The organism is Agromyces protaetiae, from assembly GCF_030866785.1.
GTDB classification, from domain to species: Bacteria; Actinomycetota; Actinomycetes; order Actinomycetales; family Microbacteriaceae; genus Agromyces; species Agromyces silvae.
This window is the reverse complement of sequence record NZ_CP133018.1, coordinates 3,413,562-3,435,042: the sequence shown is the minus strand read 5'-3', so window position 1 is coordinate 3,435,042 and position 21,481 is coordinate 3,413,562. Positions and strand designations below refer to the sequence as shown.

Sequence of the window (21,481 nt, the reverse complement as noted above, 5' to 3'; positions counted from 1 at the left end):
CGCGGTCAGTCGCGATGGCCGGCCGCGGCCGTGGTGGCCTCGGTCTTCGCCGCCTCGGTCTTCGCCGCCTCGAACCGTTCGAGCGCCGACATGACCGCCGACTCGATCTGGGCGATGGTCGGCCCGCCCGCCGTCGGAGACGGGACGTGCATCAGCGGGCGAGGCGGTCGCGCAGGCGACGCGGGAGGCTGCGGCGGTCCGGGTGCAGGCGCGTCGGCGGAAGGTCGACGGTCGCGCGACCCTCGCCGAGGAGGACGCTCACGTCGAGCGCGCGCCGAGGGGCTGCGAGGAGCGCCGTCGCCGCCGGGTCCAGTCGCACGCTCAGCCGGCCGTCCCGCCCGACCCGAAGCCGGCGCCGGACCACGCGTGTCGTTCGAGTCGCGCGGAACGACACGGTCACGCCGCTGCCGCGTGCGACACCCGAGACCTGCGCGCTCAGCCGCAACGTGCCGCGCCGCAGCCGCAGCCTGACACGTCCGACGTGGGCGTCGACCTCCCGCGCCGGCACCCCGGCCCGGTCGAGCGCCTCGCGCTCGATCGCGAGCCAGGCCCCGGTCACCACCGCGTCGTCGAACCGCTCCGCGGTGCGCCGCGCGGCCTCGCGCATGGCGGCGCACTCGGCGGGCGTCGCGCGAACCAGCCGGGTGATCGCCGCGGCAGCCGCGTCGCGGTCGCCGTCGGCCACGAGGAATCCGTTCACGCCGTCTTCGATCAGGTCGGCGGGCCCGTAGGGCACGTCGTAGGCGATGGGCACGCAGCCGCGCGCCATCGCCTCGGCGAGGACGAGCGGCGATCCCTCGCTGCGGCTCGTGAGGAGCATCCAGGATGCCTCGGCGAACGCCTCGGCCCCGTCGGGCCGATGCCCGGTGAACGCGACCTCGCACGGCTGGTCCGCGGCGAGTCGTTCGAGTCGTTCACGGTCGGGCCCGTCGCCGACGATCGTCAGCGAGACCGGCGAGCCACCGGCGCCGCCCGCGCCGGCCATCGCGGCGATCTCGATCGCATCGCCCACCCGCTTGCGTGCGGTCAGCCCCGCGACCACGACCCCGCCGCCGCGCGCGCCGTGGCCGTCGGCGTACGCGGGCAGCGCGCGGCCGTTCGGGATCACCGCGAGATTGCCCGGGTCGCCGAGCAGCTGCACCGTGTCCCCGCGCTGACGTTCCGTGAGGAACACCACGGCGTCGAACCGCTCCATGCGAGCGAGGGCGGTCGCGCGCGACCGGCGCAGCGGCGCGTACGGCCGCGCTCGGCCCTCGAGGTGCGAGGCGTGCACGACGTGCACCGTCGCGAGGTTCGGGCGGCGAAGGCCCGCGACGAACGGCGCCATGGTCTTGCTGTCGACGACGGCGACGGCGGGTGTGTCGCCGACGAGCCGGTCGATCCACGCGGTGTAGCAGGCCCACGCCCCGGGCCACTGCCCGACTCGGGTCCCGCTCGTGTCGAACGCGGTCAGCCGCCTGCGCCCGCCCGCGACCGCCGTGCGCTCGTCGAGCACCGCGAGCGAGCCGTCGGCGCGCCGATGCTCGACGCGGGCGAGGTCGCCGGACCGGTCGCGGATCTCGCGGACCTCGACCGACGGCCCGCCCCCGCCGAGTTCCGCCAGCTCCTCGTACAGATTTCTGAGCCGCACACCGTCGGTCAGCTCACCCCGGTCCGTGAGGCGCTGCCGGATCTCGTCGTACCCGCTGCGCGGATCGAACGTCAGCAGGTCGACCGTGCCCCCGGTGGCCGCCACGAGCGCGCGTGAGCGGTGCAGCATCGCGGAGGTCATCCCGCCGAACCCGTCCGGAATCGACCAGGTGATTGCCAGACGCCGCGGCCCGAGCGGCGGCACGCCGGCGGGCGGCCGGCTGCCCGCCGGCGTGCTCAGCGCCCCGGCGTCAGCCATCTGCGCAGCGCCCTGGTCACGAGGGGCAGCACCCAGTACGCCATGACCGGCGTGAGCACGGCGGTCGTCAGGAGCACGCGCAGCCACAGCGGCAGCTCGCCCCAGCCCGGCACGGGCGTCATCAGGTACGTGAACGCGAGGTTCACCGGGAAGAACCCGAGCCAGATCGTCACCGCCTGCTTCCACCGCGGCGGGGCCGCGGGAACGGCCGTCGCACTCGCAGCCGAGGCATCCGTCGTGGGAGTCGAACCCGTGGGCGGCTCATCGAACCAGCCCTCGATGCCCGTGCGCCGTCTGCTGCGCTCGGAGCGCACGAAGCCCTCACCCATCGAGAGCCACCAGGTGCGTTCCGACGAACGCTCCCAGGCCTCGAGGGTGTCCTCGGTCGCGAACCGGTAGAGCATGTGCCAGACCGTGGAGTCCTCCCCGGCGCGGACCCAGCCGGAACCGAGGAACCCCGGGTACTTGTTCGCGAGGTTCACGCCCGTCTGCACCCAGACGGTCGCCTCGGAGATGCGCGACGGGTCGACCTCGCGGCGGATGGATACGGTGATGGGTTCGGTGGACATCGCCTGGCGAGTGTAACCGTCCTCGCATTTCACCCGGATGTCGGCCCGTGCGATCAGGTCTGCAGGACCGCGATCGGCTCGCTGGTCGGCTGCTCGGACCCGCCGGCCGGCTCGACCGTGATACCCACGACGACCCCGGGGTCGAAGTCGCCCTCGAGGATGCGCCACGCGTCCGCGTCGCCGCGCACGTCGAACGTGCCGGCCGGCACGGCGCCGGCGTCGTCGATGTACCAGAGCTCGTAGGTGCGGTCGCCGCCCACGTCGGGCAGGCCCGCCGCGCGGATCGCGCTCCGCCCCTGCTCCTCCGACCAGACGAGGGTCACCTCGCCGCCGTCGGCCGTCTCGATCGTCGCGGTCTGGGTGTCGGATGCCTCGGCCAGCTGCGCGAGCTCGCGCTGCGCGCCCCAGCCGTTGGGCCCGGGCCAGTTCACCCCGAACACGACGCCCGCGAGCACCAGGGCGACGGCCGCTGCGGACGAGATCGCGATCGCGAGCCGTCGGCGTGCACGGCGCGCCGCGAGCTCGTCGACCACGCCGCCGTCGGCCGCGCCGTCGTCGAGCGTGCCGCCACCGTGCGCCGCCCCGTCAGCCGCCGCGTGCGCCGCCGCGCCGGCCGCCGCCGCGCCGGCCGCGGTCGCCCGTCGTTCCTGCTCGACGTCGTCGAGCCGGGCGAACAGGCCGGCCTTCACGCTCGGCGGAGGCTCCTCCGCGGGCACCGCTTCGGCGAGGCCGGCCGCCGCGGCACCGAACGCCGCGACCTCGGCCTGCAGCTCGGGCGACGTCGCGAGCGCCCGCTCGAAACGCGCCCGCTCGAACTCGTCGAGGGCGTCGAGGGCGTAGCCCGGCGCGAGCGCGAGGAGGTCGGGGTCGACGCGTGACGACCGCTCCGAGTCATCCGCCCGGCTCATGTCGTCACCCCCAGCACCTCGCGCAGCCGAATCATGCCATCTCGCAGCCGCGTCTTCACCGTACCGAGCGGAACCTGCAGTTTCGCTGCGATCTCGGACTGCGTGCAGCCGCCGTAGTACGCCAGGGCGATGCACTCGCGCTGCGCTTCGCTGAGATCGCCGAAGGCGGCGTTCACGCGCTCGTGCTCGATGCGCACCTCGGCCGCCTCGGCGACGTCGTCGACGGGGACGGCGAGGTCGCGGGCGCCGGCCTTGAGATCACGTTCGCGGGACGCCTGCGCCGAGCGCACCCGGTCGACGGCGCGACGGTGCGCGAGCGTGAGCAGCCAGGCGACGGCGTTGCCGCGCTCGGGGTCGAATCGTGTGGCGGTCTGCCAGATCTCGAGGAACACGTCTTGCGTCACCTCCTCAGCCTGCGCGGCGTCGACGAGGAGCCGGCGTACGAGCCCGAACACGCGCGGTGCGGTCTGGTCGTAGAGCAGGGAGAACGCGCCTCGGTCGCCGCTCGCGGTCGCCACGAGCAGCTGTTCGAGGGTCCGAGGGCGGGAGTCTGGGTCTTGGTTCCCGCGGTCCACCACGTCGCCAAGCGTGGCAGAGACCACGGGACGCGGGAGCCCCTGGCGAGCGGCGAAGGGGTGTGGTAACGGGAGGTCGGCACGGGAATCCCCCTTTCGTGAGTCATCGGTGATTCGGAGCGGAGCCCGGATCCGATTGCACGTCTTGAGATCGACGCATTCGTCGTCGGGTTCCAATCCGTCGGCCGTGTGTCTCCGAACCCCTCGAAACGGCCCGCTCCCGGGTCGGCCAACGAAGGAGAAGATCATGCGATCGTTCCGCACCCGCAGCACACGTACCGCCCTCGCCGCATTCTCGATCACCGCGATCGCCGCACTCGGCCTCGCCGGCTGCAGCATGGGCGACTCGTCCACCGAGAGCGACGAGCCCGCGATGAGCGAGGAGGCCACGCCCAGCGAAGAGGCCATGGAGATGGACCCCGCAGCCGACCTCGTCGGCGCCGGCTGTGCGGCGTACGCCGAGGAGGTCCCGGACGGGCCCGGCTCGGTGGCCGGCATGTCCCAGGACCCCGTCGCGGTCGCCGCGTCGAACAACCCGATGCTGACGACGCTCGTCGCGGCGGTCTCGGGCCAGCTGAACCCCGAGGTCGACCTGGTCGACACGCTCAACGGCGACGAGTTCACGGTGTTCGCCCCGGTCGACGACGCGTTCGCGAAGATCGACCCGGCCGTGATTGAGTCGTTGAAGACCGACACCGCGACGCTGAGCTCGGTCCTCACCTACCACGTCGTGCCCGGTCAGCTCTCGCCCGATGAGGTCGTGGGGACGCAGACCACGGTCCAGGGCGGCACGGTCGAGGTGACCGGATCCGGCGACACCCTCATGGTCAATGACGCGACGGTCGTCTGCGGCGGGGTCAAGACCGCCAACGCGACCGTCTACCTCATCGACACGGTGCTGATGCCCGCGATGTGACCCGAGTCCAATCCGTTCGGGGCATCCGCTCCGAACCGCTGACCGGACACGACATCAGTCGTGCCACCAAGGAGGAGATCATGCGCAACTCACCCAACCGGATCGTCGCCACCGTCTTCGGCGCCGTCTACGTCCTCGTCGGCCTGCTCGGCTTCGCCGTCACCGGCGGCGTAGGCTTCATCGCCACCGAGGGCGGACTGCTCCTCGGCATCTTCGAGGTGAACCCGCTGCACAACATCGCCCACCTGCTGATCGGTGGCGCGCTGCTGATCGCCGGTCTCGCGAACGCACATGCGGCGAAGGTGACGAACACGGTCATCGGTGCGGCGTACCTGCTGCTCGGCATCGTCGGGTTCTTCATCGCGGACACGGGTGCGAACATCCTCGCCCTGAACACCGCGGACCACTTCCTCCACCTCGCGAGCGCCCTCGTGCTGCTCGGCGTGGGCCTGGGTGCCGAGCGCGGCCGCGGCGTTCGCGCGGCGACCGCCTAGGAAACCCGTCATGGCCCTCACGGATCACCTTCGGAGCTGGCCGATGCTCGCCGCCCTCGGCGCCGGGCTCGTCCTCACCGCGGTGGCCGCCGGCGCAGGGGGCTACGCCGGTGCGGCCCTGGTCGGGTGCGGCGTCGCCGCACTCGGCCAGGGCGTTCTCGCGCTACGGGCCGGTCGCATCGTCGCGCCGGCGACGACCCTGGGCGGATGCCTCGGGGTGCTCGCCGGTTCGGCGGCCCTCGTCGTGACCGGCAGTGCCGCGACGTCGGGCATCGCGGTGATGCCCCTGCTCGCGGCCGACCTGTTCGTGCTCGTGGTCGCGTTCGGCGCGGCCGCGGGAGTGCGGGCGCGGCGCCGGGGCACGGATGTCGCCCGTCGCGAGGCCCGCGCGCCGCAGCGGCGGCTGCCGGTCGTCGGCATGCTCGCGGGTGCCGCGCTCACCGCGGCGCTCGCGACCCCCGCCCTCGCGGCGACCGAAGCCGGCGACTCGGCGGTCCCGCACGGCCAGCTGCACGGCGACCTCGGCGGCCACACCGGCCACTGACGCCCCCGGTGACGGTCAGAGGCCGTCGACGGCGGTGTGCGGCTTGAGCTCGGCCGACGCCCGGATGTCGGCGTTGCGCTGCTCGCGGTTCTTCAGGAGCATGCGGTCCTCGCGGAGCGGGAGCTGCAATCGCTCCTCGGCGGCGACTCCGGCGCGGAGCTGCCGCACCCGCTCGACCTCGGAGTCCAAGACGGCGCCGAGCATGATCGCGACGTTCGACAGCCAGACCCACAGCAGGAATGCGACGGCGAAGCCGAGCACCCCGTAGTTGCGCTCGTAGGTCCGGAAGCCGACGACGTACCACCCGAACAGGGCCGTGGTGATCAACCAGGTCGCGAGCGCCGCGGTCGCCCCCACACTCAGCCAGCGGAAGTGGCGCCGCTTGACGTTGGGCGTCGCCCAGTAGAGCAGCGCGATGAGCGCGGACATCAGGATGGCCGCGACGGGCAGCTTCGCGAGGTCCCACCAGAACACGACGCCCTCATCGAGGCCGAGCCCTCGCGCGACCGCATCGGCGATCGGGCCGGAGAGGATGAGCAGCAGCGCGACGCCGGCCGCCAGCACGAGGACGATCGCGGCGACCAGGAGCATCGCGGGCCGCGACGTCCAGAACGGCCGGCCCTCTTCGACGCCGAGCACACGGTTCATGCCACGACCGAACACCCCGAGGTATCCCGAGATCGCCCAGAGCGCCGCACCCAGCCCGACGATCAGGGCGAACCAGTGGTGCGAGGCGGTCAGCAACTGTTCGACCGGGTCGTCGAGCGCCCGCACGGCCGACTCGCCGCCGAGGTCGGCGACGACCCGCAGCACCTCGCGCGTGACCTCCTCGGCGGTGCCGAACGCTCCGAGCAGCGCGAGCGCGGCCAGCGTCGACGGGAACACCGCGAGCACCGCGTAGTACGTGAGCGCCGAGGCGATGTCGACCGCCTGGTTGATGCGGAACTCGTGCCAGGTGCGCACGAGGATCAGTCGCCACTCCGCGCGGGTGATGGCAGTGGGGGTGTCGTCGTCGGGCACACGAGGATGATCGCAGTTCGCGCCGCCCGGGTCGAGCGCTTGCGGACGCGCGATCAGCCGAGGTAGGTGTGCAGGAAGCCCGCGACGCGAGCGCGCATGGCCTCGTCGAGGATCCCGATCGAGTGGGCGCCGCCCGGCACCACGGCCAGGTCCACCGGCACACCGGCAGCGCGCAGCGCCGCCGCGTACCCGAGCGACTGCGCGAGTGGGATCACCTCGTCTTCGGCATGGCCGATGAAGACGGGCGGGTCGCTCGCATCGAGATGCGTCGCCGCCGAGGCATCCGTCGCGAGCTCGCAGCCACCCGACATGAGGGCGGATGCCTCGCAACCGACGTAGGCCGCACTGATCGCCTGCAGCCACGTCGACGACCCCTCGAGCGCGTCGAGCGCGACCGGGCCCGAGAGCTGTGCGACCGCGGCGACCCGCGCGCCGACGTCGGTCGCGCCGTCGCCGGCCGCGCCGAGGAGCGCCGCGAGGTTGCCCCCGGCGGAGCCGCCGAAGACGCCGATGCGGGCGGGGTCGATCCCGAACCGCTCGGTCTGATCCGGCTCACGCAACCATTCGACCGCGAGCGACACGTCGTCGAGCTGGGCCGGGAACGTCGCGTTCGGGACGAGCCGGTAGTTCACGGATGCCGCGACGAACCCCTCGCTCGCGAGCCACAGACAGACGTTCCGCCAGTCGGCGTTGGCCTTGTCGCCGCGCGCCCAGCTGCCGCCGTGCACGGAGACCACCGTCGGGAAGGTCTCGCCGACGTGCCCGCCGACCGCCGGCGAGCTCGCCGGCCGGCAGACGTCGAGCGTCAGCAGCGTGCCGTCTTCGCGGGTGCCGTACTCGAGGTCGGCGTCGACCACGAGGCCCGCGGGCGGCGTGAACGTGCGGATACCGATGATCTCGCCCGGCACCACCTCGCTCGCCGCCTTCTCGCCGCCCGGGTCGATCTCGCGGAGCGCAGGATGGAACGCCGAGAGCGCGCCGGTGATCGCCAGCGCGGCGGCGACGGCCGCGGCGGTGAGGAGCCCACGACGGCGTCGCCAGGCCCCGCGGCCGCCGGAGGGAAGGGAACGGGACACGGGGGCTCCGGATTCGAGGGTGCTTGATGCTACCTCAGGTTCGGGCCGTTCGTGGACGCGGTCAGAGCCGCGGCGCACCGAGGTCTTTGGCCATGCACACGCTGTAGGGCTCGCCGACGTACTGGCCGAAGGCCGGGATGCGCCGGTAGCCGTGTTTCGCATAGAGCGCCTGCGCGGGCAGGTGCAGCGTGCCGGTCTCGAGCACGATCTGCCGCAGGCCGCGCGACGAGGCATCCGTCTCGATGGCGTGCAGCAGCCGACCCGCGACGCCCAGACCGCGCGCGGAGTCGGCGACGAACATGCGCTTGAGCTCACCGAGGTCGCCCGTGCCGTCGCCGCGGCCGTCGACGATCGCGGCGATGCCGACCGCCGTGCCGTCGCCGGTGCGCGCCACGTAGACCCGCACCTCGGCTCGTTCGAGCTGCGCGACGTCGAGCAGGAAGTTGGCCTCGGGCGGGTAGCCGAGCGACTGGGCGTAGGTCGTGCTGCCCTGGAGGAGCAGCTCGACGTCGGGTTGCCGGGGCGGTTCGACCGCGACGGACACGGGGTGGTTCACGCACCGAGCGTACGTGGCCGGTGTTACGTCGTCATTTCCTGAGGTGAATTCTCAGGCGACGTCGGGTAACGTGGTCAAGTCGGTCTTGGACACCGCGGAGTGCCGCGGATGGGTTTGTGAGTCCTGAGGGCCGGTTTCGTAGCGATATGGCTGCGGATAGTCACCGTATGTGAACGGCCCCGGTCGAGGATTGCCCGGGTTCTCAGGCGTGCTGCGCGCAAGCGTGCAGGTCTGCCATGTACACGAGTACAACCCAGGAAGTTCCACCATGCCCAAGAACAAGAAGCCCGCGGGCGGCCGACCCGCCCGCAATTTCGACCCGTACGCCAAGAACTCGCGCACCGGGACCACGCAGAAGCCCGGCTCCCGGAGCGCGGGCCACCGCGGTTTCCGCCCCGAGGAGGCCGGCGGCGAGCGCAAGGCGCGCTGGACGCGCGACGAGCGCGTCGCCGGCGGTCGCACGCCGCACCGTGCCGGCTCCGGCGATCGTGACGACCGCGCTCCTCGCGGCGCCGAGGGTCGCGATGACCGTGCGCCGCGTCGGTTCGATCGTGATGACCGTGCGCCGCGTCGGTTCGATCGCGACGACCGCGCGCCGCGTCGGTTCGATCGTGACGACCGTGCGCCGCGACGGTTCGACCGCGACGACCGTGCACCGCGTCGGTTCGAGGACCGTGGCGAGCGTCCGGCGCGTCCCGCCGACCGTGACGACCGCGGTCCCCGCCGGTTCGACCGCGACGACCGTGCGCCGCGTCGGTTCGACCGTGACGACCGTGCGCCGCGTCGCGATGGCGACGAGCGCCCGGCTCGTCGGTTCGAGAACCGTGACGACCGTGCTCCGCGTCGGTTCGATCGTGATGACCGTGCGCCGCGTCGCTTCGACCGCGATGACCGTGCCCCGCGTCGCTTCGACCGTGACGACCGTGCGCCGCGTCGCGATGGCGACGAGCGCCCGGCTCGTCGGTTCGAGAACCGTGATGACCGTGCTCCGCGTCGGTTCGATCGTGATGACCGTGCGCCGCGTCGCTTCGACCGCGACGACCGCGCCCCCCGGCGGTTCGAGGACCGCGGCGAGCGTGCCCCGCGTCGCTTCGACCGCGACGAGCGCCCCCGCTTCCGCGACGAGGAGCGCAGCCCCTCGCAGTTCTACCCCTCGAAGGACGAGCGCCCCCGGTTCACGCCCGAGGACGACGTCGTGCTCGAGCGGCTCGAGGCCCAGGCCATCCAGGCCGACGAGGTCGAGGGCGTCGGCTTCGCCGACCTCGGTCTCGGCGGGAACATCGTCCGTGCGCTGAAGGACCTCGGCGCCGAGTCGCCGTTCCCGATCCAGGCCGCGACGATCCCCGTCGTGCTCGAGGGTCGTGACGTGCTCGGCCGTGGCCGCACCGGCTCGGGCAAGACCATCGCGTTCGGTGCGCCGACCGTCGAGCGGCTCATGAAGCTGTGGGCCGAGCAGGGCAAGTCGGGCGGCAAGCGCCAGATGGGCCGGAAGCCCCGCGCCCTCATCCTCGCGCCGACGCGTGAGCTCGCACTGCAGATCGACCGCACCGTGCAGCCCATCGCGCAGTCGGTGGGCCTGTTCACCACCCAGGTGTACGGCGGCGTGCCGCAGGCCCGCCAGGTGGGTGCCCTGCGCCGCGGCGTCGACATCGTGATCGGTACCCCCGGCCGCATCGAGGACCTGCTCCGCCAGGGGCACCTCGACCTCTCGGACATCCAGATCACCGTGCTCGACGAGGCCGACCACATGTGCGACCTCGGGTTCCTCGAGCCCGTGCAGCGCATCCTCCGCGAGACCAGCGAGGGCGGCCAGAAGCTGCTGTTCTCGGCCACGCTGGACACGGGCGTCGCGGCGCTCGTCGACGAGTTCCTCGTCGACCCGGCCGTGCACGAGGTCGCCGGCGAAGACCAGTCCTCTGGCACGATCGAGCACCGCGTGTTCGTGATCGACAACCGCGACAAGCGTGACGTGGTCGCGCAGCTCGCGAGCCGTGACGGCAAGACGCTGGTCTTCTCGCGGACCCGGGCGTTCGCCGAGGACCTGACGGACCACCTCGAGGACTACGGCATCCGTGCCGTGGCCCTGCACGGTGACCTCAACCAGTCGCGCCGCACGCGCAACCTGCAGCAGCTCACGAGCGGCCGGGTCGACGTGCTCGTCGCGACCGACGTCGCCGCCCGAGGCATCCACGTCGACGACATCGACCTGGTGATCCAGGCCGACGCGCCCGACGAGTACAAGACCTACCTGCATCGCTCGGGTCGTACGGGCCGCGCCGGCAATGCCGGCCGTGTCGTCACGCTGATCCCGCGCAACCGGCAGCGTCGCATGAACGACCTGCTCGACCGTGCCGAGATCGACGTGGACTTCGAGGATGTGCGACTCGGCGACGAGCTGCTCAGCAACCTCGGGCCGGTCGAGCTCGCGGTCGTCGAGGCTGAGGCCGTTGCGGCTGAGGTCGAGGTCGAGGCCGACCGGGACATCGAGCCGGCGGCCGAGGTCGAAGCGGCCGAGGCTGAGCCGGCGCCCGCCACCGCCTGATCTCCCGACTCGCGCACGAAGGGGCACCCGATCTCGATCGGGTGCCCCTTCGCCGTCCCGCGTCTCGCCCCGCGCGCCCCGCGTCTCGCCCTGTGCGTCCTCTCGCCATGTTCGTTGCTCAGGAATTTCCGCGCGACACGCCGCCGCGCGGCGGATGACACGCCGGCGGGGCATCCGTTCTTCCTGAGCTGGGGTGGGGGCGACCCAGCCAGCCCGCCAGCCAGCCAGCCCGCCCGCCCGCCCGGCCCGCGCCGCCCGCGCATCCTGCCAACCCCGCCGTGTACCGGCGCCCGCCTCTTCCGGCGTCCCGGCGATCGCGCCGCGCGCCATATTCGTTGCTCAGGAATTTCCGCGCGACACGCGGCCGTGCGGCGGATGACACGCCGGCGGGGCATCCGTTCTTCCTGAGCTGGGGGCGGGGCGACCCAGCCAGCCCGCCAGCCCGCCTGCCCCGCCCGTCCGCGTCTCGCCCCCCGCGCCCCTTCACCCCGGCCTCCAGGTTTGACATACTGAATTCCTGAACGATCGGTCGGGAATTCCGGCGGGGTCGAGACGGCGTGGTCAGGAGTGGCATGGCAGAGGCGTACCTCATCGGCGGCGTGCGCACGCCGGTCGGCCGGTACGGCGGCGCGCTCGCCGGCGTACGCCCCGACGATCTCGCCGCGCTCGTGGTCGGCGAAGCGCTCGCCCGGGCCGGAATCGGGCCGGTCGAGCTCGCGGCGGGGGCCGTCGACGAGGTCATCCTCGGCGCGGCCAACCAGGCCGGCGAAGACAATCGCAACGTCGCCCGGATGTCGGTGCTGCTCGCCGGCCTGCCCGACGAGGTGCCAGGCATCACCGTGAACCGGCTGTGCGCCTCGGGCATGTCGGCGATCACGATGGCCGCGCAGGCGGTGCGCGCAGGGGACGCCGACCTCATCGTCGCGGGCGGCGTCGAGTCGATGACCCGTGCGCCCTGGGTGCAGGCCAAGCCGGAGCAGGCCTGGGGCAGGCCCGGGGCCGCGTTCGACACGTCGATCGGCTGGCGATTCCCGAATCCGCGGCTCCTCGCGCGCGACAAGGCGACGTTCAGCATGCCCGAGACGGCCGAGGAGGTCGCCCGGGTAGACGGCATCACACGTGCGGAGGCCGATGAGTTCGCGCTGGGCAGTCAGCGGCGCGCGGCCGCCGCGATCGCCGCGGGCCGGTTCGACGCCGAACTGATCCCGGTGCCGACCGCCGCGGGCGACGTGCGTGCCGACGAAGGTCCGCGGCCCGAGACGACGCTCGAGCGGCTCGCGGCGCTGAAGCCGGTCGTGGCCGGTGGCTCGGTCGTCACGGCGGGCAACTCGAGTGCGTTGAACGACGGCGCATCGGCGGTCGTCGTCGCGAGCGAGGCCGCGGTCGAGCGGTACGGCCTCACCCCGCGGGCCCGCGTGGTCGTCGGCGCCGCGGCCGGGGTCGCGCCCGAGGTGATGGGGCTCGGCCCGGTGCCGGCGACGCGGAAGGCGCTCGTGCGGAGCGGACTCGAGCTCGGCGAGATCGGCTCGATCGAGCTCAATGAGGCGTTCGCCACGCAGGCGCTCGCGAGCATCCGGCGGCTCGGCCTCGATCCCACCCTGGTCAACGCCGACGGCGGGGCGATCGCGCTCGGGCATCCGCTCGGCTCGTCGGGCTGCCGGCTCGTGGTCACTCTGCTCGGCCGCATGGAGCGTGAGGGCTCGCGGTACGGCCTCGCCACGATGTGCGTCGGGGTGGGGCAGGGCACGGCGCTGATCGTCGAGGCGATGCGATGAGCACGACGGATGCCTCGGGCACGCCCCTCCTCGTCGAGCACCGTGATGACCGGGTGATCGCCGTCATCGACCGCCCCGAGCGGCGCAACGCGATCGATCGCGCGACGATCGAGGCCCTGCACGACCTCTGCGCCGATCTGGAGCGCGATCCGCGCACGCTGATCCTGACCGGCGCGGGCGGCACGTTCGCCGCCGGCGCCGACATCGCCGAGCTCCGCGAACGCCGCGCGGCCGACGCGCTCGAGGGCATCAACACGCGCGCGTTCATGCGGATCCGAGCGCTGCCCATGCCGGTCATCGCCGCGGTCGACGGCTACGCGCTCGGTGGCGGGGCGGAACTCGCGTACGCCGCCGATCTCCGCATCGCCACGCCGGGCGCCCGGTTCGGCAACCCCGAGACCGGCCTGGGCATCATCGCCGCGGCCGGCGCAAGCTGGCGGCTCCGCGAGCTGGTCGGCGAGTCGCTCGCCCTCGAGCTGTTGCTCACCGGCCGCGTGATCGACGGTGAGGAGGCCTATGCCGCCGGCCTCGTCAGCGAGCTTCATCCGGCCGACGAGCTCCTGCCGGCCGCGCACGTGATCGCCGACCGCATCGCCGCGAACGACCGCGCGGCGACGATCGCGACGAAGCGCGCGTTCCTCGCACCGCGCGCGGCCCACCCCGAGATCGACCTGGAGTTGCAGGCGCAGCTGTTCGAGTCGCCCGAGAAGCACCGGCGGATGACCGCGTTCCTCGAGCGGCGGCGGCGGAGGCGGACATGACCGACGCAGACCGGTTCGACCCCCGGGTCGACGGCGTGGAGGGTCGCGGCAGCGGCCGCCCGGGCGGCGCCGGGCTGAGCAGCGCCGGCCGTACGGGCGTCGCCGGATCCGACGTTGAGAGCGGGTCGGGCCTCGCGCCCGACGGCGGCGTGATCGGCGATCCCGATCCCGTCGCGGCGGGTCTTCCGCACGAGATCGGCGTCATCGGCGGCGGACGCATGGGTGCGGGCATCGCGCACGCGTTCGTGCTCGCCGGAGCGCATGTCACCGTCGTCGAACGTGATGACGAGTCCGCGGACGCGGCGCTCGCTCGCGTTCGGCGTTCGCTCGTGGCATCCGTCGACCGTGGCGCGACGACCGAGCACGCCGACGCGCTCGCGGCGCGCATCGCCGCGGGCGTCGAGCTCGGCGACCTCGCCGATGCGGGGCTCGTGATCGAGGCCGTGCCCGAAGACGCCGCGCTGAAGATCGACGCGCTCACCCGCGCCGAGGCCGTGCTCCGGCCGGGCGCCGCGCTCGCCACGAACACGTCGTCGATCTCGGTCGACGAGCTCGGCGCCGCGCTGACGCGGCCCGGCCGGTTCTTCGGCATGCATTTCTTTAACCCGGTCCCGGCGTCGGCGCTCGTCGAGCTCGTGCGCGGCGCGGCGACCGACGGCGCGCTCGTCGAGCAGGCCCGCGGCTGGGTCCGCGCGCTCGGTAAGACGCCGGTGGTCGTGGCGGATGCCCCGGGGTTCGCGTCGTCCCGTCTGGGCGTCGCGCTCGGGCTCGAGGCGATCCGCATGCTCGAAGACGGCGTCGCGAGCGCGGAGGACATCGATGCCGCGATGACGCTGGGGTACCGGCATCCGGTGGGCCCGCTGCGGCTGACTGATCTCGTGGGTCTTGACGTGCGGCTCGGCATCGCCGAGTACCTCGCCCGCGAGCTCGGCCCGCGCTTCGAACCGCCGCCCCTGCTGCGCCGCATGGTCGCCGAGGGGCGCCTCGGCCGGAAGACCGGCGAGGGCTTCTACCTCTGGGAGGCGGAATGAGCCGGCAGCCCCTCCTCCTCCGCGTCACTTCTGCAGCGCCGCGCCAACAGTGCTGGCGCGGCGCCGCAGAAGTGGCGCAGCGCCAACCGAGGGAGTATACGAATGAATGACCATGAGCTGCCGATCCTGCCGAGCTTCGTGCGCGGCGAATGGTGGGCGCCGACGGCGCCCGACGCGACGGCGGCCGGCGAGGCATCCGCTGCCGTCGTCCGTGACGCGACGACCGGCGAGCCGGTCACGCGCGTGTCGACCGAAGGGCTCGACCTCGGGGCGGCGCTCGAGTACGCGCGAACGGTCGGTCAGGCGTCGCTCGGCGAGCTGACCTTCCATCAGCGCGCGGTGCTGCTCAAGCGGTTCGCGCTCGCGCTCTCCGAGCGAAAAGACGAGCTGTACGGGCTCTCGGCGCGCACGGGCGCGACCCGGAAGGACTCGTGGATCGACATCGACGGCGGCATCGGCGTGCTGTTCACGTACTCGTCGAAGGGCCGGCGCGAGCTGCCGAACGCCCGAGTCCTCGTCGACGGACCGGTCGAGCCGCTCTCGAAGGACGGGTCGTTCCTCGGCCGCCACATCTACACCCGGCTGCCCGGCGTCGCGGTGCAGATCAACGCCTTCAACTTCCCCGTCTGGGGGTCGCTCGAGAAGTTCGCGCCGGCGTTCCTCGCGGGCATGCCGACACTCGTGAAGCCGGCCACGCCGACGGGGTACCTCGCCGAGGCGTTCGTGCGCATCCTCGTCGAGTCGGGGCTGCTGCCCGACGGCTCGCTGCAGCTCGTGTCGGGCGCCGTGCCCGACCTGTTCGAGCATCTGCGGCTCGGCGATCTCGTCGGGTTCACGGGTTCGTCGGCGACGGCCGAGCGCCTGCGCGCACACGAGTCGGTGCAGACCGGCGGTGTGCGCTTCACGAGCGAGACCGACTCGATCAACGCCTCGGTGCTCGGCACCGACGCGGTCGCCGGAACGCCCGAGTTCGACGCGTACGTGCAGCAACTCGTCACCGAGATGACCGCGAAGGCCGGGCAGAAGTGCACGGCGATCCGTCGCGCGATCGTGCCGGCTGCGTCGGTCGACGCGGTGATCGACGCCGTTCGAGCGCGGGTCGCCGAACGGGTGGTCCTCGGCGACCCGCGCGCCGAGGGCGTGACCATGGGACCGCTCGCGTCGCTCGCGCAGCGCGACGAGGTGCTGCGGCAGGTCGGCCGCCTCGAGCGGGCCGGCGGCGAGCTCGTCATCGGGTCGACGGATGCTCCGGCCGTGCGCCTCGCCGACGGCACCGAGGGTCCGGCGCCCGAGGGGGCGTTCGTCGCACCCATGCTGGTGCGGTTCACGGATGCCTCGGCCGAGGCGTTGCACGAGGTCGAAGCGTTCGGCCCGGTCGCCTCGATCACGGGCTACGGCTCGCTCGACGAGGCATCCGCCCTCGTGGCCCGCGGCGGCGGGTCGCTCGTGACCAGCGTCGCGACGCACGATCCCGACGTCGCCGTCGCGATCGCGTCGGCGATCGCGCCCATGAACGGGCGGCTGCTGTTCCTCGACCGCGACGACGCGCGCAGCTCGACCGGGCACGGTTCGCCCGTGCCGCACCTCGTGCACGGCGGTCCCGGGCGTGCAGGCGGCGGCGAGGAGCTGGGCGGTATCCGCGCGGTGCAGCACCACATGCAGCGGACCGCGGTGCAAGGATCGCCCGAGATGCTGACGGCGCTGACCGGGGTATGGCACGCGGGTGCTGCGGCTCGGCCGTACGAGGCCTCGGGGGAGCCGCACCCGTTCCGGAAGTCGCTCGCGGAGCTGCGCATCGGCGACCAGGTGGCATCGCCGCCGCGCACGGTCACGCTCGAGGACATCGAGACGTTCGCGACGTTCACCGGGGACACGTTCTACGCGCACATGGACGAGGCGGCCGCCGCCGCGAACCCGTTCTTCCCGGGGCGCGTGGCGCACGGGTACCTGCTGGTGTCGTGGGCGGCCGGTCTGTTCGTGGACGCTGCGCCGGGCCCGGTGCTCGCCAACTCGGGGCTCGAGCATCTGCGGTTCCTCACCCCGGTCGCACCCGGCGACGCGATCCGCGTCGAGCTCACCGCGAAGCAGATCACGCCGCGCGAGACCGATGAATACGGCGAGGTGCGCTGGGATGCGGTCCTGAAGAACCAGCGCGACGAGCTCGTCGCCACCTACGACGTGCTCACGCTGGTCGCGAAGCAGGCTGTGCCTGCCTGACCCGATGTCGGTCGCCCGCTTCCGATCCCGCCGCGCTCACGCCATCCGATCGAGCTCGCGGCGACGCGAAGCGCTGGTCTGGGTTCGGCTGAGATGAGTTCAGGAGGGGAGGTTCACGGCGATGACCGCCAGCCCGGGGATGCCCTCGAAGTGCTTCGGGTTCGCCGTGACGACCGGGAGGTCGTTCGCAAGTGCGGTCGCGGCGATCAGCGCGTCGTATGTCCGCGCGGCGGGTTTGCGGCCGGCCGCGCGGAGAGCTGCGGCCACCTGGCCGAATGCGCGCGCGGAGGCCGCGTCGAGCGGCAGAGGTTCGAAATCCGCTTCCGCTTGCTGGAGGTGTGCCTGGCGCGCGGCTCGAGTCTCGTCGTCCGTCGCGACCAGCGGCCCGACGCTGAGTTCCGCGAGCGTCACCGCGCTGATCAGGAGTTCGTCGGGGAGCGAGCCGGGATCCTGGATGCGGCCGAGCGTGATCAGCGCGGAGGTGTCGAGCAGCCCGCGTGGTGGTGGTGGCGTCACAGCGACGGGTCCAGCACCTCGTCGATATCGGCACGCAGCGACGCGACATCGACGTGGGGGAGCGTGTGGCGGTGCTGGATGAGCTGCATCGTCGACAGCGCGCGACGCGGAAGCGGCCGCAGCTCAGCGACCTCCGCACCGTCATTGGTCACCGTCAGTACCTCGCCTCGAGAGACGCGAGCCAAGACGGCCCCACCGTGGTTTCGGAGTTCCCGAATGCTCACCGCTGACATGCTCGCAGTGTATCACGCGTGATACAGCGCGGTTCAGACGGGATCGGCCGCAGCACCGGCCGCAGCTCAGCCGCGGAGCGCGAGCGCGAACGGGAGGACGTCGGCGGCGCCGGCGCGGCGGAGTTCGCGGGCCGCGACCGTGAGGGTCCAGCGGCTGTCGGCGAGGTCGTCGACGAGCAGCACCGGGCCGGCCGGCAGGCCGAGGTGGTCGGCCGAGAAGCGATCCCAGAGCCCGGCGAGCCGGAAGGCGCTGTTGCCGCCGGGCCCGCCTTCGGGGCCGTCGTTGCGTGGTTCGAGTGCGCCCAGGTACGGCAGGCGGCCGACCTCGGCGAGGCCGCGCGCGAGCGAGTCGACGAGCTGCGGCCGCGAACGCGACGGCATGCCGACGACGGCGACCGGCCGCTCGCCCCAGCCCCAGTCGGCGAGCACGCGCACGCACGCCGCGAGCACCTGCGGCGGCACCGGGGCGTCGGCCGCCCCGGCCGCGAAGAGCTCGCGCAGCGTGCCGCCCCAGCCGAGGTCGGTGAGCCGCGCGAGCGCACGGCCCTCGGCCGGGCGCTCCGCGGGCGGGATCTTGCCCTTGACGGGCACGCCGAGCCGGTCGGCGCCGGTCGGCCACATGCCTCGCGGCTCGATAGGCACGCCGACCCGGTCGAGCGCGCTGCGGGCCGCGTCTGCGGCGTCCCCGGCGAGCGACTGCGGGTACCAGACGCCGGCGCACCGGTCGCAACGCCCGCAGGGCGCCGCGGTGTCGTCGTCGAGCGAGCGCTGCAGGAACGCCATGCAGCACTCGTCGGTCGTCTCGTACTCGAGCATGTGCTGCTGCTCGGCGACCCGCTCGTCGGCGATGCGCCGGTAGCGCTCGGCGTCGTAGACCCATGGCTCGCCGGTCGCGACCCAGCCGCCCTGCACGCGGCGCACCGCACCGTCGACGTCGAGCACCTTGAGCAGCAGCTCGAGTGGCGTGCGGCGGATGTCGACCATGGCTTCGAGCGCCGGCGTCGAGGTCGGCCGGTCCGGTGCGAGTGCCCCGATGACTCGCTGTGCGCGATCTTCGTCGGGCATCGACGCGGTCGCGAAGTAGTGCCAGATGTCGCGGTCTTCGACGCCGGGCAACAGCAGCACGTCGGCGTTCTCGGTCGCGCGGCCGGCACGCCCCACCTGCTGGTAGTACGCGACGGGTGAGCTCGGCGCCCCGAGATGCACCACGAACCCGAGATCGGGCTTGTCGAAGCCCATGCCGAGCGCGCTCGTCGCGACGAGCGCCTTGACCTCGTTGCGTTTCAGCATGCCCTCGGACTCGGCGCGCTCGTCGGCGTCGGTCTGCCCGGTGTAGGCCCGCACGTCATGCCCGCGCTCGCGCAGCAGCCGCGCCGTGTCGTTCGCCGCCGAGACGGTCAGCGCGTAGATGATGCCCGAGCCGGGCAGGTCGTCGAGATGGCTGATGAGCCAGCCGAGCCGGCTCGCCGAGTTGGGCAGCTGCAGCACGCCGAGCCGCAGCGACGAGCGCGCGAGCGGGCCGCGGATCGTCAGCACGTCGGTCGCCTCGGTCGTCTCCAGCTGCTCGGCGACGTCGGCGACCACGCGGCTGTTGGCCGTGGCGGTCGTCGCGAGCACGGGCACGCCAGCGGGCATCTGCGCGATGAGGTCGCGCAGCCGACGGTAGTCGGGCCGGAAGTCGTGCCCCCAGTCGCTGATGCAGTGCGCCTCGTCGACGACGAGCATGCCCAGGCGCCCCACGAGCGCCGGCAACTGCTGCTCGCGGAACGACGGGTTGTTCAGCCGTTCAGGCGAGACCAGCAGCACGTCGACCTCGTCGGCGTCGAGCTTCGCGAGCACGTCGGACCACTCGTGGGCGTTCGTCGAGTTGATCGACACCGCACGCACGCCCGCGCGTTCGGCCGCCGCGACCTGGTCGCGCATGAGCGCGAGCAGCGGCGAGACGAGCACGGTCGGCCCGGCGCCCGCGCGCCGCAGCAACAGCGTCGCGACGAAGTACACGGCCGACTTGCCCCACCCGGTGCGCTGCACCACGAGCGCGCGCCGTCGCCCTTCGACGAGTGCTTCGATCGCCTCGTACTGCCCCTCGTGGAAGTCGGCGTCGTCGCGCCCGACGAGTTCGCGGAGCGCCGCGAGGGCTGCGGCTCGGGTGTCGGTGGCGGTCGCGCTCATCTGCTCAGTCAAGCGGATGCCGCTGACAGCCCCCTCTGCACCGCGGAGCGACACGTGTCCGCCCGTGACCGGTGCCGCACCGATGCTCCCCACCGGCGGCCGCGGCGTCAACCCCCGTACACGATCCGGAGTCGATCATTACGATTGCCCTCTGAGTGCGTCCGCACGCCCATCGTGGCATCGGACCGGGAATCGGATCATGCAACGAATCACGTACGCCGGAGGTTCCTACCTCGCGGACGACGGAATGGCTGAAGCGGTGCTCCGGTACGCCCGGGTGCTCGCGGAACGCCGCGACGTCGACATCGTGCGGGTGCATATCGGCCGGCCCGACGGGAATGTCGGCTCCGCCTGGCTGCTGATCGGCGCCGGTATCCCGATCGGGGTCGAATCGGTGCCCGAGGACATGTACTCGTTCGACGGCGAGCTCGCGGAACCCGATGTCGAGCGACGGCTTCGCCGGATGGCCGAGCTGCTGTCGACGGGTCCGGTGTTGCGGCCGGATCCCGATGCCGACAACGACGAACCCGTCGACCCGTTCCTCTGACCATCGGCCGGGTTCAGCACGGCAGCGGCCACCGCGGAGGCAGCGGCGCACGCCGCCGCGCAGCTCAGCGCGTCGGCGTCCAGCCGATCGCGGGCGCGATGTGCGCAGCGATCGTCGCGAGCAGCTTCGCGTTGTAGTCGACGCCGAGCTGGTTCGGCACGGTGACGAGCAGGGTGTCGGCCTCGCGCACGGCGGCGTCCTTCGCGAGCTCGGCCGCGATGCGATCCGGCTCGCCGATGTAGCTCTTGCCGAATCGGGCGAGGCCACCGTCGAGGAAGCCGACCTGATCCTCGGAGTCGGCCGCGGCACGCTCGCCGAACAGGCCGCGGTCTTCGTCGGTGAGGATCGGCAGGATGCTCCGCGAGACCGAGACGCGAGGCTCGCGCTCCCAGCCTGCCGCGGCCCACGCCTGCCGGTAGAGCCCGATCTGCTCGGCCTGCAGTTCGTCGAACGGCACCCCAGTGTCCTCCGTGAGCAGCGTCGAGCTCATGAGGTTCATGCCCTGCTGCGCCGTCCATTCGGCGGTCGCCCGGGTGCCGGACCCCCACCAGATGCGGTCGGCGAGGCCGGGCGACTGCGGTTGGATCGGCAGCATCCCGCTCGTACCGGTCATCTGCGGGTTGGCGGGGGCGACCCCCGCGCCGGCGATCGCCGCCCGGAAGACCTCGGTCTTCGCGCGGGCGAGGTCGGCATCGCTCTGACCGTCGCCCGGAATGAACCCGAACGCGTGCGCGCCGTCGAGCGCGGTCTCGGGCGACCCGCGGCTCACGCCGAGCTGCAGCCGGCCCTCACCGCCGGCGTGCGCACTGATCAGGTCGGCTGCCGCGGCCTCCTCGGCCATGTAGAGCGGGTTCTCATATCGCATGTCGATGACGCCCGTGCCGATCTCGATGCGGCTCGTGCGCGCCCCGATCGCCGCGAGCAGCGGGAACGGGGAGGCGAGCTGGCGCGCGAAGTGGTGCACCCGGAAGTACGCACCGTCGATGCCGGCCTCTTCGGCCGCGACCGCGAGCTCGATCGACTGCACGAGCGCGTCACGCCCCGACCTCGTGCCCGACATGGGCGAGGGGTGCCAATGGCCGAACGACAGGAATCCGATGCGTTTCGTCACGTCGGACTCAGCGTACTGAGGCGATGCCCT

The 21,481-nt window shown here is 72.8% G+C and carries 21 protein-coding genes; 9 read left to right on the top strand and 12 right to left on the bottom strand.

Annotation, left to right across the window (positions count from 1 at the left end):
- Positions 1–5: 5 nt before the first annotated feature.
- The 5 genes from QU602_RS15755 to sigK are packed head-to-tail and all read right to left on the bottom strand — an operon-like array spanning position 6 to position 3,943.
- Positions 6–152 carry a hypothetical protein gene (locus tag QU602_RS15755; protein WP_308797404.1) on the bottom strand — a complete coding sequence of 49 codons (147 nt, stop codon included), beginning with the start codon at positions 150–152 and terminating at the stop codon, positions 6–8.
- A complete protein-coding gene (locus QU602_RS15750) occupies positions 152–1,888 on the bottom strand; it encodes a glycosyltransferase family 4 protein (RefSeq protein ID WP_308797403.1) in 1,737 nt (578 codons plus the stop codon). The genes QU602_RS15755 and QU602_RS15750 overlap by 1 nt, the downstream gene beginning before the upstream one ends.
- A complete protein-coding gene (locus tag QU602_RS15745; protein WP_308797402.1) occupies positions 1,867–2,457 on the bottom strand; it encodes an antibiotic biosynthesis monooxygenase in 591 nt (196 codons plus the stop codon). The genes QU602_RS15750 and QU602_RS15745 overlap by 22 nt, the downstream gene beginning before the upstream one ends.
- 53 nt (positions 2,458–2,510) lie before the next feature.
- The gene (locus tag QU602_RS15740; protein WP_308797401.1) at positions 2,511–3,365 is read right to left on the bottom strand and encodes an anti-sigma factor; all 855 of its coding nucleotides are present in this window, start codon (positions 3,363–3,365) and stop codon (positions 2,511–2,513) included.
- Positions 3,362–3,943 (bottom strand): ECF RNA polymerase sigma factor SigK, encoded by a 582-nt coding sequence (gene sigK, locus QU602_RS15735; protein WP_308797400.1) that lies wholly within the window; start codon positions 3,941–3,943, stop codon positions 3,362–3,364. The genes QU602_RS15740 and sigK overlap by 4 nt, the downstream gene beginning before the upstream one ends.
- Before the next feature lie 244 nt (positions 3,944–4,187).
- Between sigK and QU602_RS15730 the strand changes: the two genes are divergently transcribed.
- From QU602_RS15730 to QU602_RS15720, 3 genes are all read left to right on the top strand, one after another.
- Positions 4,188–4,856 carry a fasciclin domain-containing protein gene (locus QU602_RS15730; protein WP_308797399.1) on the top strand — a complete coding sequence of 223 codons (669 nt, stop codon included), beginning with the start codon at positions 4,188–4,190 and terminating at the stop codon, positions 4,854–4,856.
- Between the two features lie 80 nt (positions 4,857–4,936).
- Entirely contained in the window at positions 4,937–5,350 is a 414-nt protein-coding gene (locus QU602_RS15725) for a DUF4383 domain-containing protein (protein ID WP_308797398.1), read from the top strand.
- 10 nt (positions 5,351–5,360) lie between these two features.
- Positions 5,361–5,894, top strand: coding sequence for a hypothetical protein (locus tag QU602_RS15720; protein WP_308797397.1), 534 nt, complete (start codon positions 5,361–5,363; stop codon positions 5,892–5,894).
- A gap of 15 nt (positions 5,895–5,909) precedes the next feature.
- On the opposite strand, the gene QU602_RS15715 is transcribed toward QU602_RS15720, so the two are convergent.
- The 3 genes from QU602_RS15715 to QU602_RS15705 all read right to left on the bottom strand — a co-directional run bounded on the left by QU602_RS15715 (position 5,910) and on the right by QU602_RS15705 (position 8,546).
- Positions 5,910–6,914 carry a YihY/virulence factor BrkB family protein gene (locus QU602_RS15715; protein ID WP_308797396.1) on the bottom strand — a complete coding sequence of 335 codons (1,005 nt, stop codon included), beginning with the start codon at positions 6,912–6,914 and terminating at the stop codon, positions 5,910–5,912.
- Positions 6,915–6,967: 53 nt separating this feature from the next.
- Positions 6,968–7,990 (bottom strand): alpha/beta hydrolase, encoded by a 1,023-nt coding sequence (locus QU602_RS15710; RefSeq protein WP_308797395.1) that lies wholly within the window; start codon positions 7,988–7,990, stop codon positions 6,968–6,970.
- A 61-nt stretch (positions 7,991–8,051) separates the two neighbouring features.
- Positions 8,052–8,546, bottom strand: a complete 495-nt coding sequence (locus tag QU602_RS15705; RefSeq protein ID WP_308797394.1) for a GNAT family N-acetyltransferase — start codon at positions 8,544–8,546, stop codon at positions 8,052–8,054.
- A 268-nt stretch (positions 8,547–8,814) separates the two neighbouring features.
- Between QU602_RS15705 and QU602_RS15700 the strand changes: the two genes are divergently transcribed.
- The 5 genes from QU602_RS15700 to paaZ all read left to right on the top strand — a co-directional run bounded on the left by QU602_RS15700 (position 8,815) and on the right by paaZ (position 16,872).
- Positions 8,815–11,088: a DEAD/DEAH box helicase gene (locus tag QU602_RS15700; protein ID WP_308797393.1), complete on the top strand. Its 2,274-nt coding sequence runs from the start codon at positions 8,815–8,817 to the stop codon at positions 11,086–11,088.
- A 572-nt stretch (positions 11,089–11,660) separates the two neighbouring features.
- Positions 11,661–12,863 carry an acetyl-CoA C-acyltransferase gene (locus QU602_RS15695; RefSeq protein WP_308797392.1) on the top strand — a complete coding sequence of 401 codons (1,203 nt, stop codon included), beginning with the start codon at positions 11,661–11,663 and terminating at the stop codon, positions 12,861–12,863.
- The gene (locus tag QU602_RS15690; protein ID WP_308797391.1) at positions 12,860–13,624 is read left to right on the top strand and encodes an enoyl-CoA hydratase/isomerase family protein; all 765 of its coding nucleotides are present in this window, start codon (positions 12,860–12,862) and stop codon (positions 13,622–13,624) included. Before QU602_RS15695 ends, QU602_RS15690 begins: the two co-directional genes overlap by 4 nt.
- A gap of 218 nt (positions 13,625–13,842) precedes the next feature.
- The gene (locus QU602_RS15685; RefSeq protein WP_373692946.1) at positions 13,843–14,655 is read left to right on the top strand and encodes a 3-hydroxyacyl-CoA dehydrogenase family protein; all 813 of its coding nucleotides are present in this window, start codon (positions 13,843–13,845) and stop codon (positions 14,653–14,655) included.
- Positions 14,656–14,757: 102 nt separating this feature from the next.
- On the top strand, positions 14,758–16,872 hold the full coding sequence (gene paaZ, locus QU602_RS15680) for a phenylacetic acid degradation bifunctional protein PaaZ (RefSeq protein ID WP_308797389.1): 2,115 nt from the start codon (positions 14,758–14,760) through the stop codon (positions 16,870–16,872).
- A 99-nt stretch (positions 16,873–16,971) separates the two neighbouring features.
- On the opposite strand, the gene QU602_RS15675 is transcribed toward paaZ, so the two are convergent.
- From QU602_RS15675 to QU602_RS15665, 3 genes are all read right to left on the bottom strand, one after another.
- Entirely contained in the window at positions 16,972–17,388 is a 417-nt protein-coding gene (locus tag QU602_RS15675) for a type II toxin-antitoxin system VapC family toxin (protein ID WP_308797388.1), read from the bottom strand.
- Positions 17,385–17,621: a type II toxin-antitoxin system Phd/YefM family antitoxin gene (locus QU602_RS15670; RefSeq protein ID WP_308797387.1), complete on the bottom strand. Its 237-nt coding sequence runs from the start codon at positions 17,619–17,621 to the stop codon at positions 17,385–17,387. Before QU602_RS15670 ends, QU602_RS15675 begins: the two co-directional genes overlap by 4 nt.
- 66 nt (positions 17,622–17,687) lie before the next feature.
- Entirely contained in the window at positions 17,688–19,793 is a 2,106-nt protein-coding gene (locus QU602_RS15665) for a RecQ family ATP-dependent DNA helicase (RefSeq protein WP_308797386.1), read from the bottom strand.
- A gap of 199 nt (positions 19,794–19,992) precedes the next feature.
- Between QU602_RS15665 and QU602_RS15660 the strand changes: the two genes are divergently transcribed.
- Positions 19,993–20,340: a hypothetical protein gene (locus QU602_RS15660; RefSeq protein ID WP_308797385.1), complete on the top strand. Its 348-nt coding sequence runs from the start codon at positions 19,993–19,995 to the stop codon at positions 20,338–20,340.
- A gap of 64 nt (positions 20,341–20,404) precedes the next feature.
- On the opposite strand, the gene QU602_RS15655 is transcribed toward QU602_RS15660, so the two are convergent.
- The gene (locus tag QU602_RS15655; protein ID WP_373692945.1) at positions 20,405–21,400 is read right to left on the bottom strand and encodes an LLM class flavin-dependent oxidoreductase; all 996 of its coding nucleotides are present in this window, start codon (positions 21,398–21,400) and stop codon (positions 20,405–20,407) included.
- Between the last annotated feature and the right edge of the window lie 81 nt (positions 21,401–21,481).

Bases quoted from the DNA above. Each gene is read 5' to 3' on its own strand.
- paaZ (WP_308797389.1), top strand. From the start codon at position 14,758: ATGAATGACCATGAGCTGCCGATCCTGCCGAGCTTCGTGCGCGGCGAA.
- QU602_RS15755 (WP_308797404.1), bottom strand. From the start codon at position 152: ATGCACGTCCCGTCTCCGACGGCGGGCGGGCCGACCATCGCCCAGATC.
- QU602_RS15660 (WP_308797385.1), top strand. From the start codon at position 19,993: ATGCAACGAATCACGTACGCCGGAGGTTCCTACCTCGCGGACGACGGA.
- QU602_RS15670 (WP_308797387.1), bottom strand. From the start codon at position 17,621: ATGTCAGCGGTGAGCATTCGGGAACTCCGAAACCACGGTGGGGCCGTC.
- QU602_RS15750 (WP_308797403.1), bottom strand. From the start codon at position 1,888: ATGGCTGACGCCGGGGCGCTGAGCACGCCGGCGGGCAGCCGGCCGCCC.
- QU602_RS15655 (WP_373692945.1), bottom strand. From the start codon at position 21,400: ATGTCGGGCACGAGGTCGGGGCGTGACGCGCTCGTGCAGTCGATCGAG.
- QU602_RS15685 (WP_373692946.1), top strand. From the start codon at position 13,843: ATGGGTGCGGGCATCGCGCACGCGTTCGTGCTCGCCGGAGCGCATGTC.
- QU602_RS15695 (WP_308797392.1), top strand. From the start codon at position 11,661: ATGGCAGAGGCGTACCTCATCGGCGGCGTGCGCACGCCGGTCGGCCGG.
- QU602_RS15740 (WP_308797401.1), bottom strand. From the start codon at position 3,365: ATGAGCCGGGCGGATGACTCGGAGCGGTCGTCACGCGTCGACCCCGAC.
- QU602_RS15745 (WP_308797402.1), bottom strand. From the start codon at position 2,457: ATGTCCACCGAACCCATCACCGTATCCATCCGCCGCGAGGTCGACCCG.
- QU602_RS15690 (WP_308797391.1), top strand. From the start codon at position 12,860: ATGAGCACGACGGATGCCTCGGGCACGCCCCTCCTCGTCGAGCACCGT.
- QU602_RS15725 (WP_308797398.1), top strand. From the start codon at position 4,937: ATGCGCAACTCACCCAACCGGATCGTCGCCACCGTCTTCGGCGCCGTC.
- QU602_RS15700 (WP_308797393.1), top strand. From the start codon at position 8,815: ATGCCCAAGAACAAGAAGCCCGCGGGCGGCCGACCCGCCCGCAATTTC.
- QU602_RS15730 (WP_308797399.1), top strand. From the start codon at position 4,188: ATGCGATCGTTCCGCACCCGCAGCACACGTACCGCCCTCGCCGCATTC.
- QU602_RS15720 (WP_308797397.1), top strand. From the start codon at position 5,361: ATGGCCCTCACGGATCACCTTCGGAGCTGGCCGATGCTCGCCGCCCTC.
- QU602_RS15665 (WP_308797386.1), bottom strand. From the start codon at position 19,793: ATGAGCGCGACCGCCACCGACACCCGAGCCGCAGCCCTCGCGGCGCTC.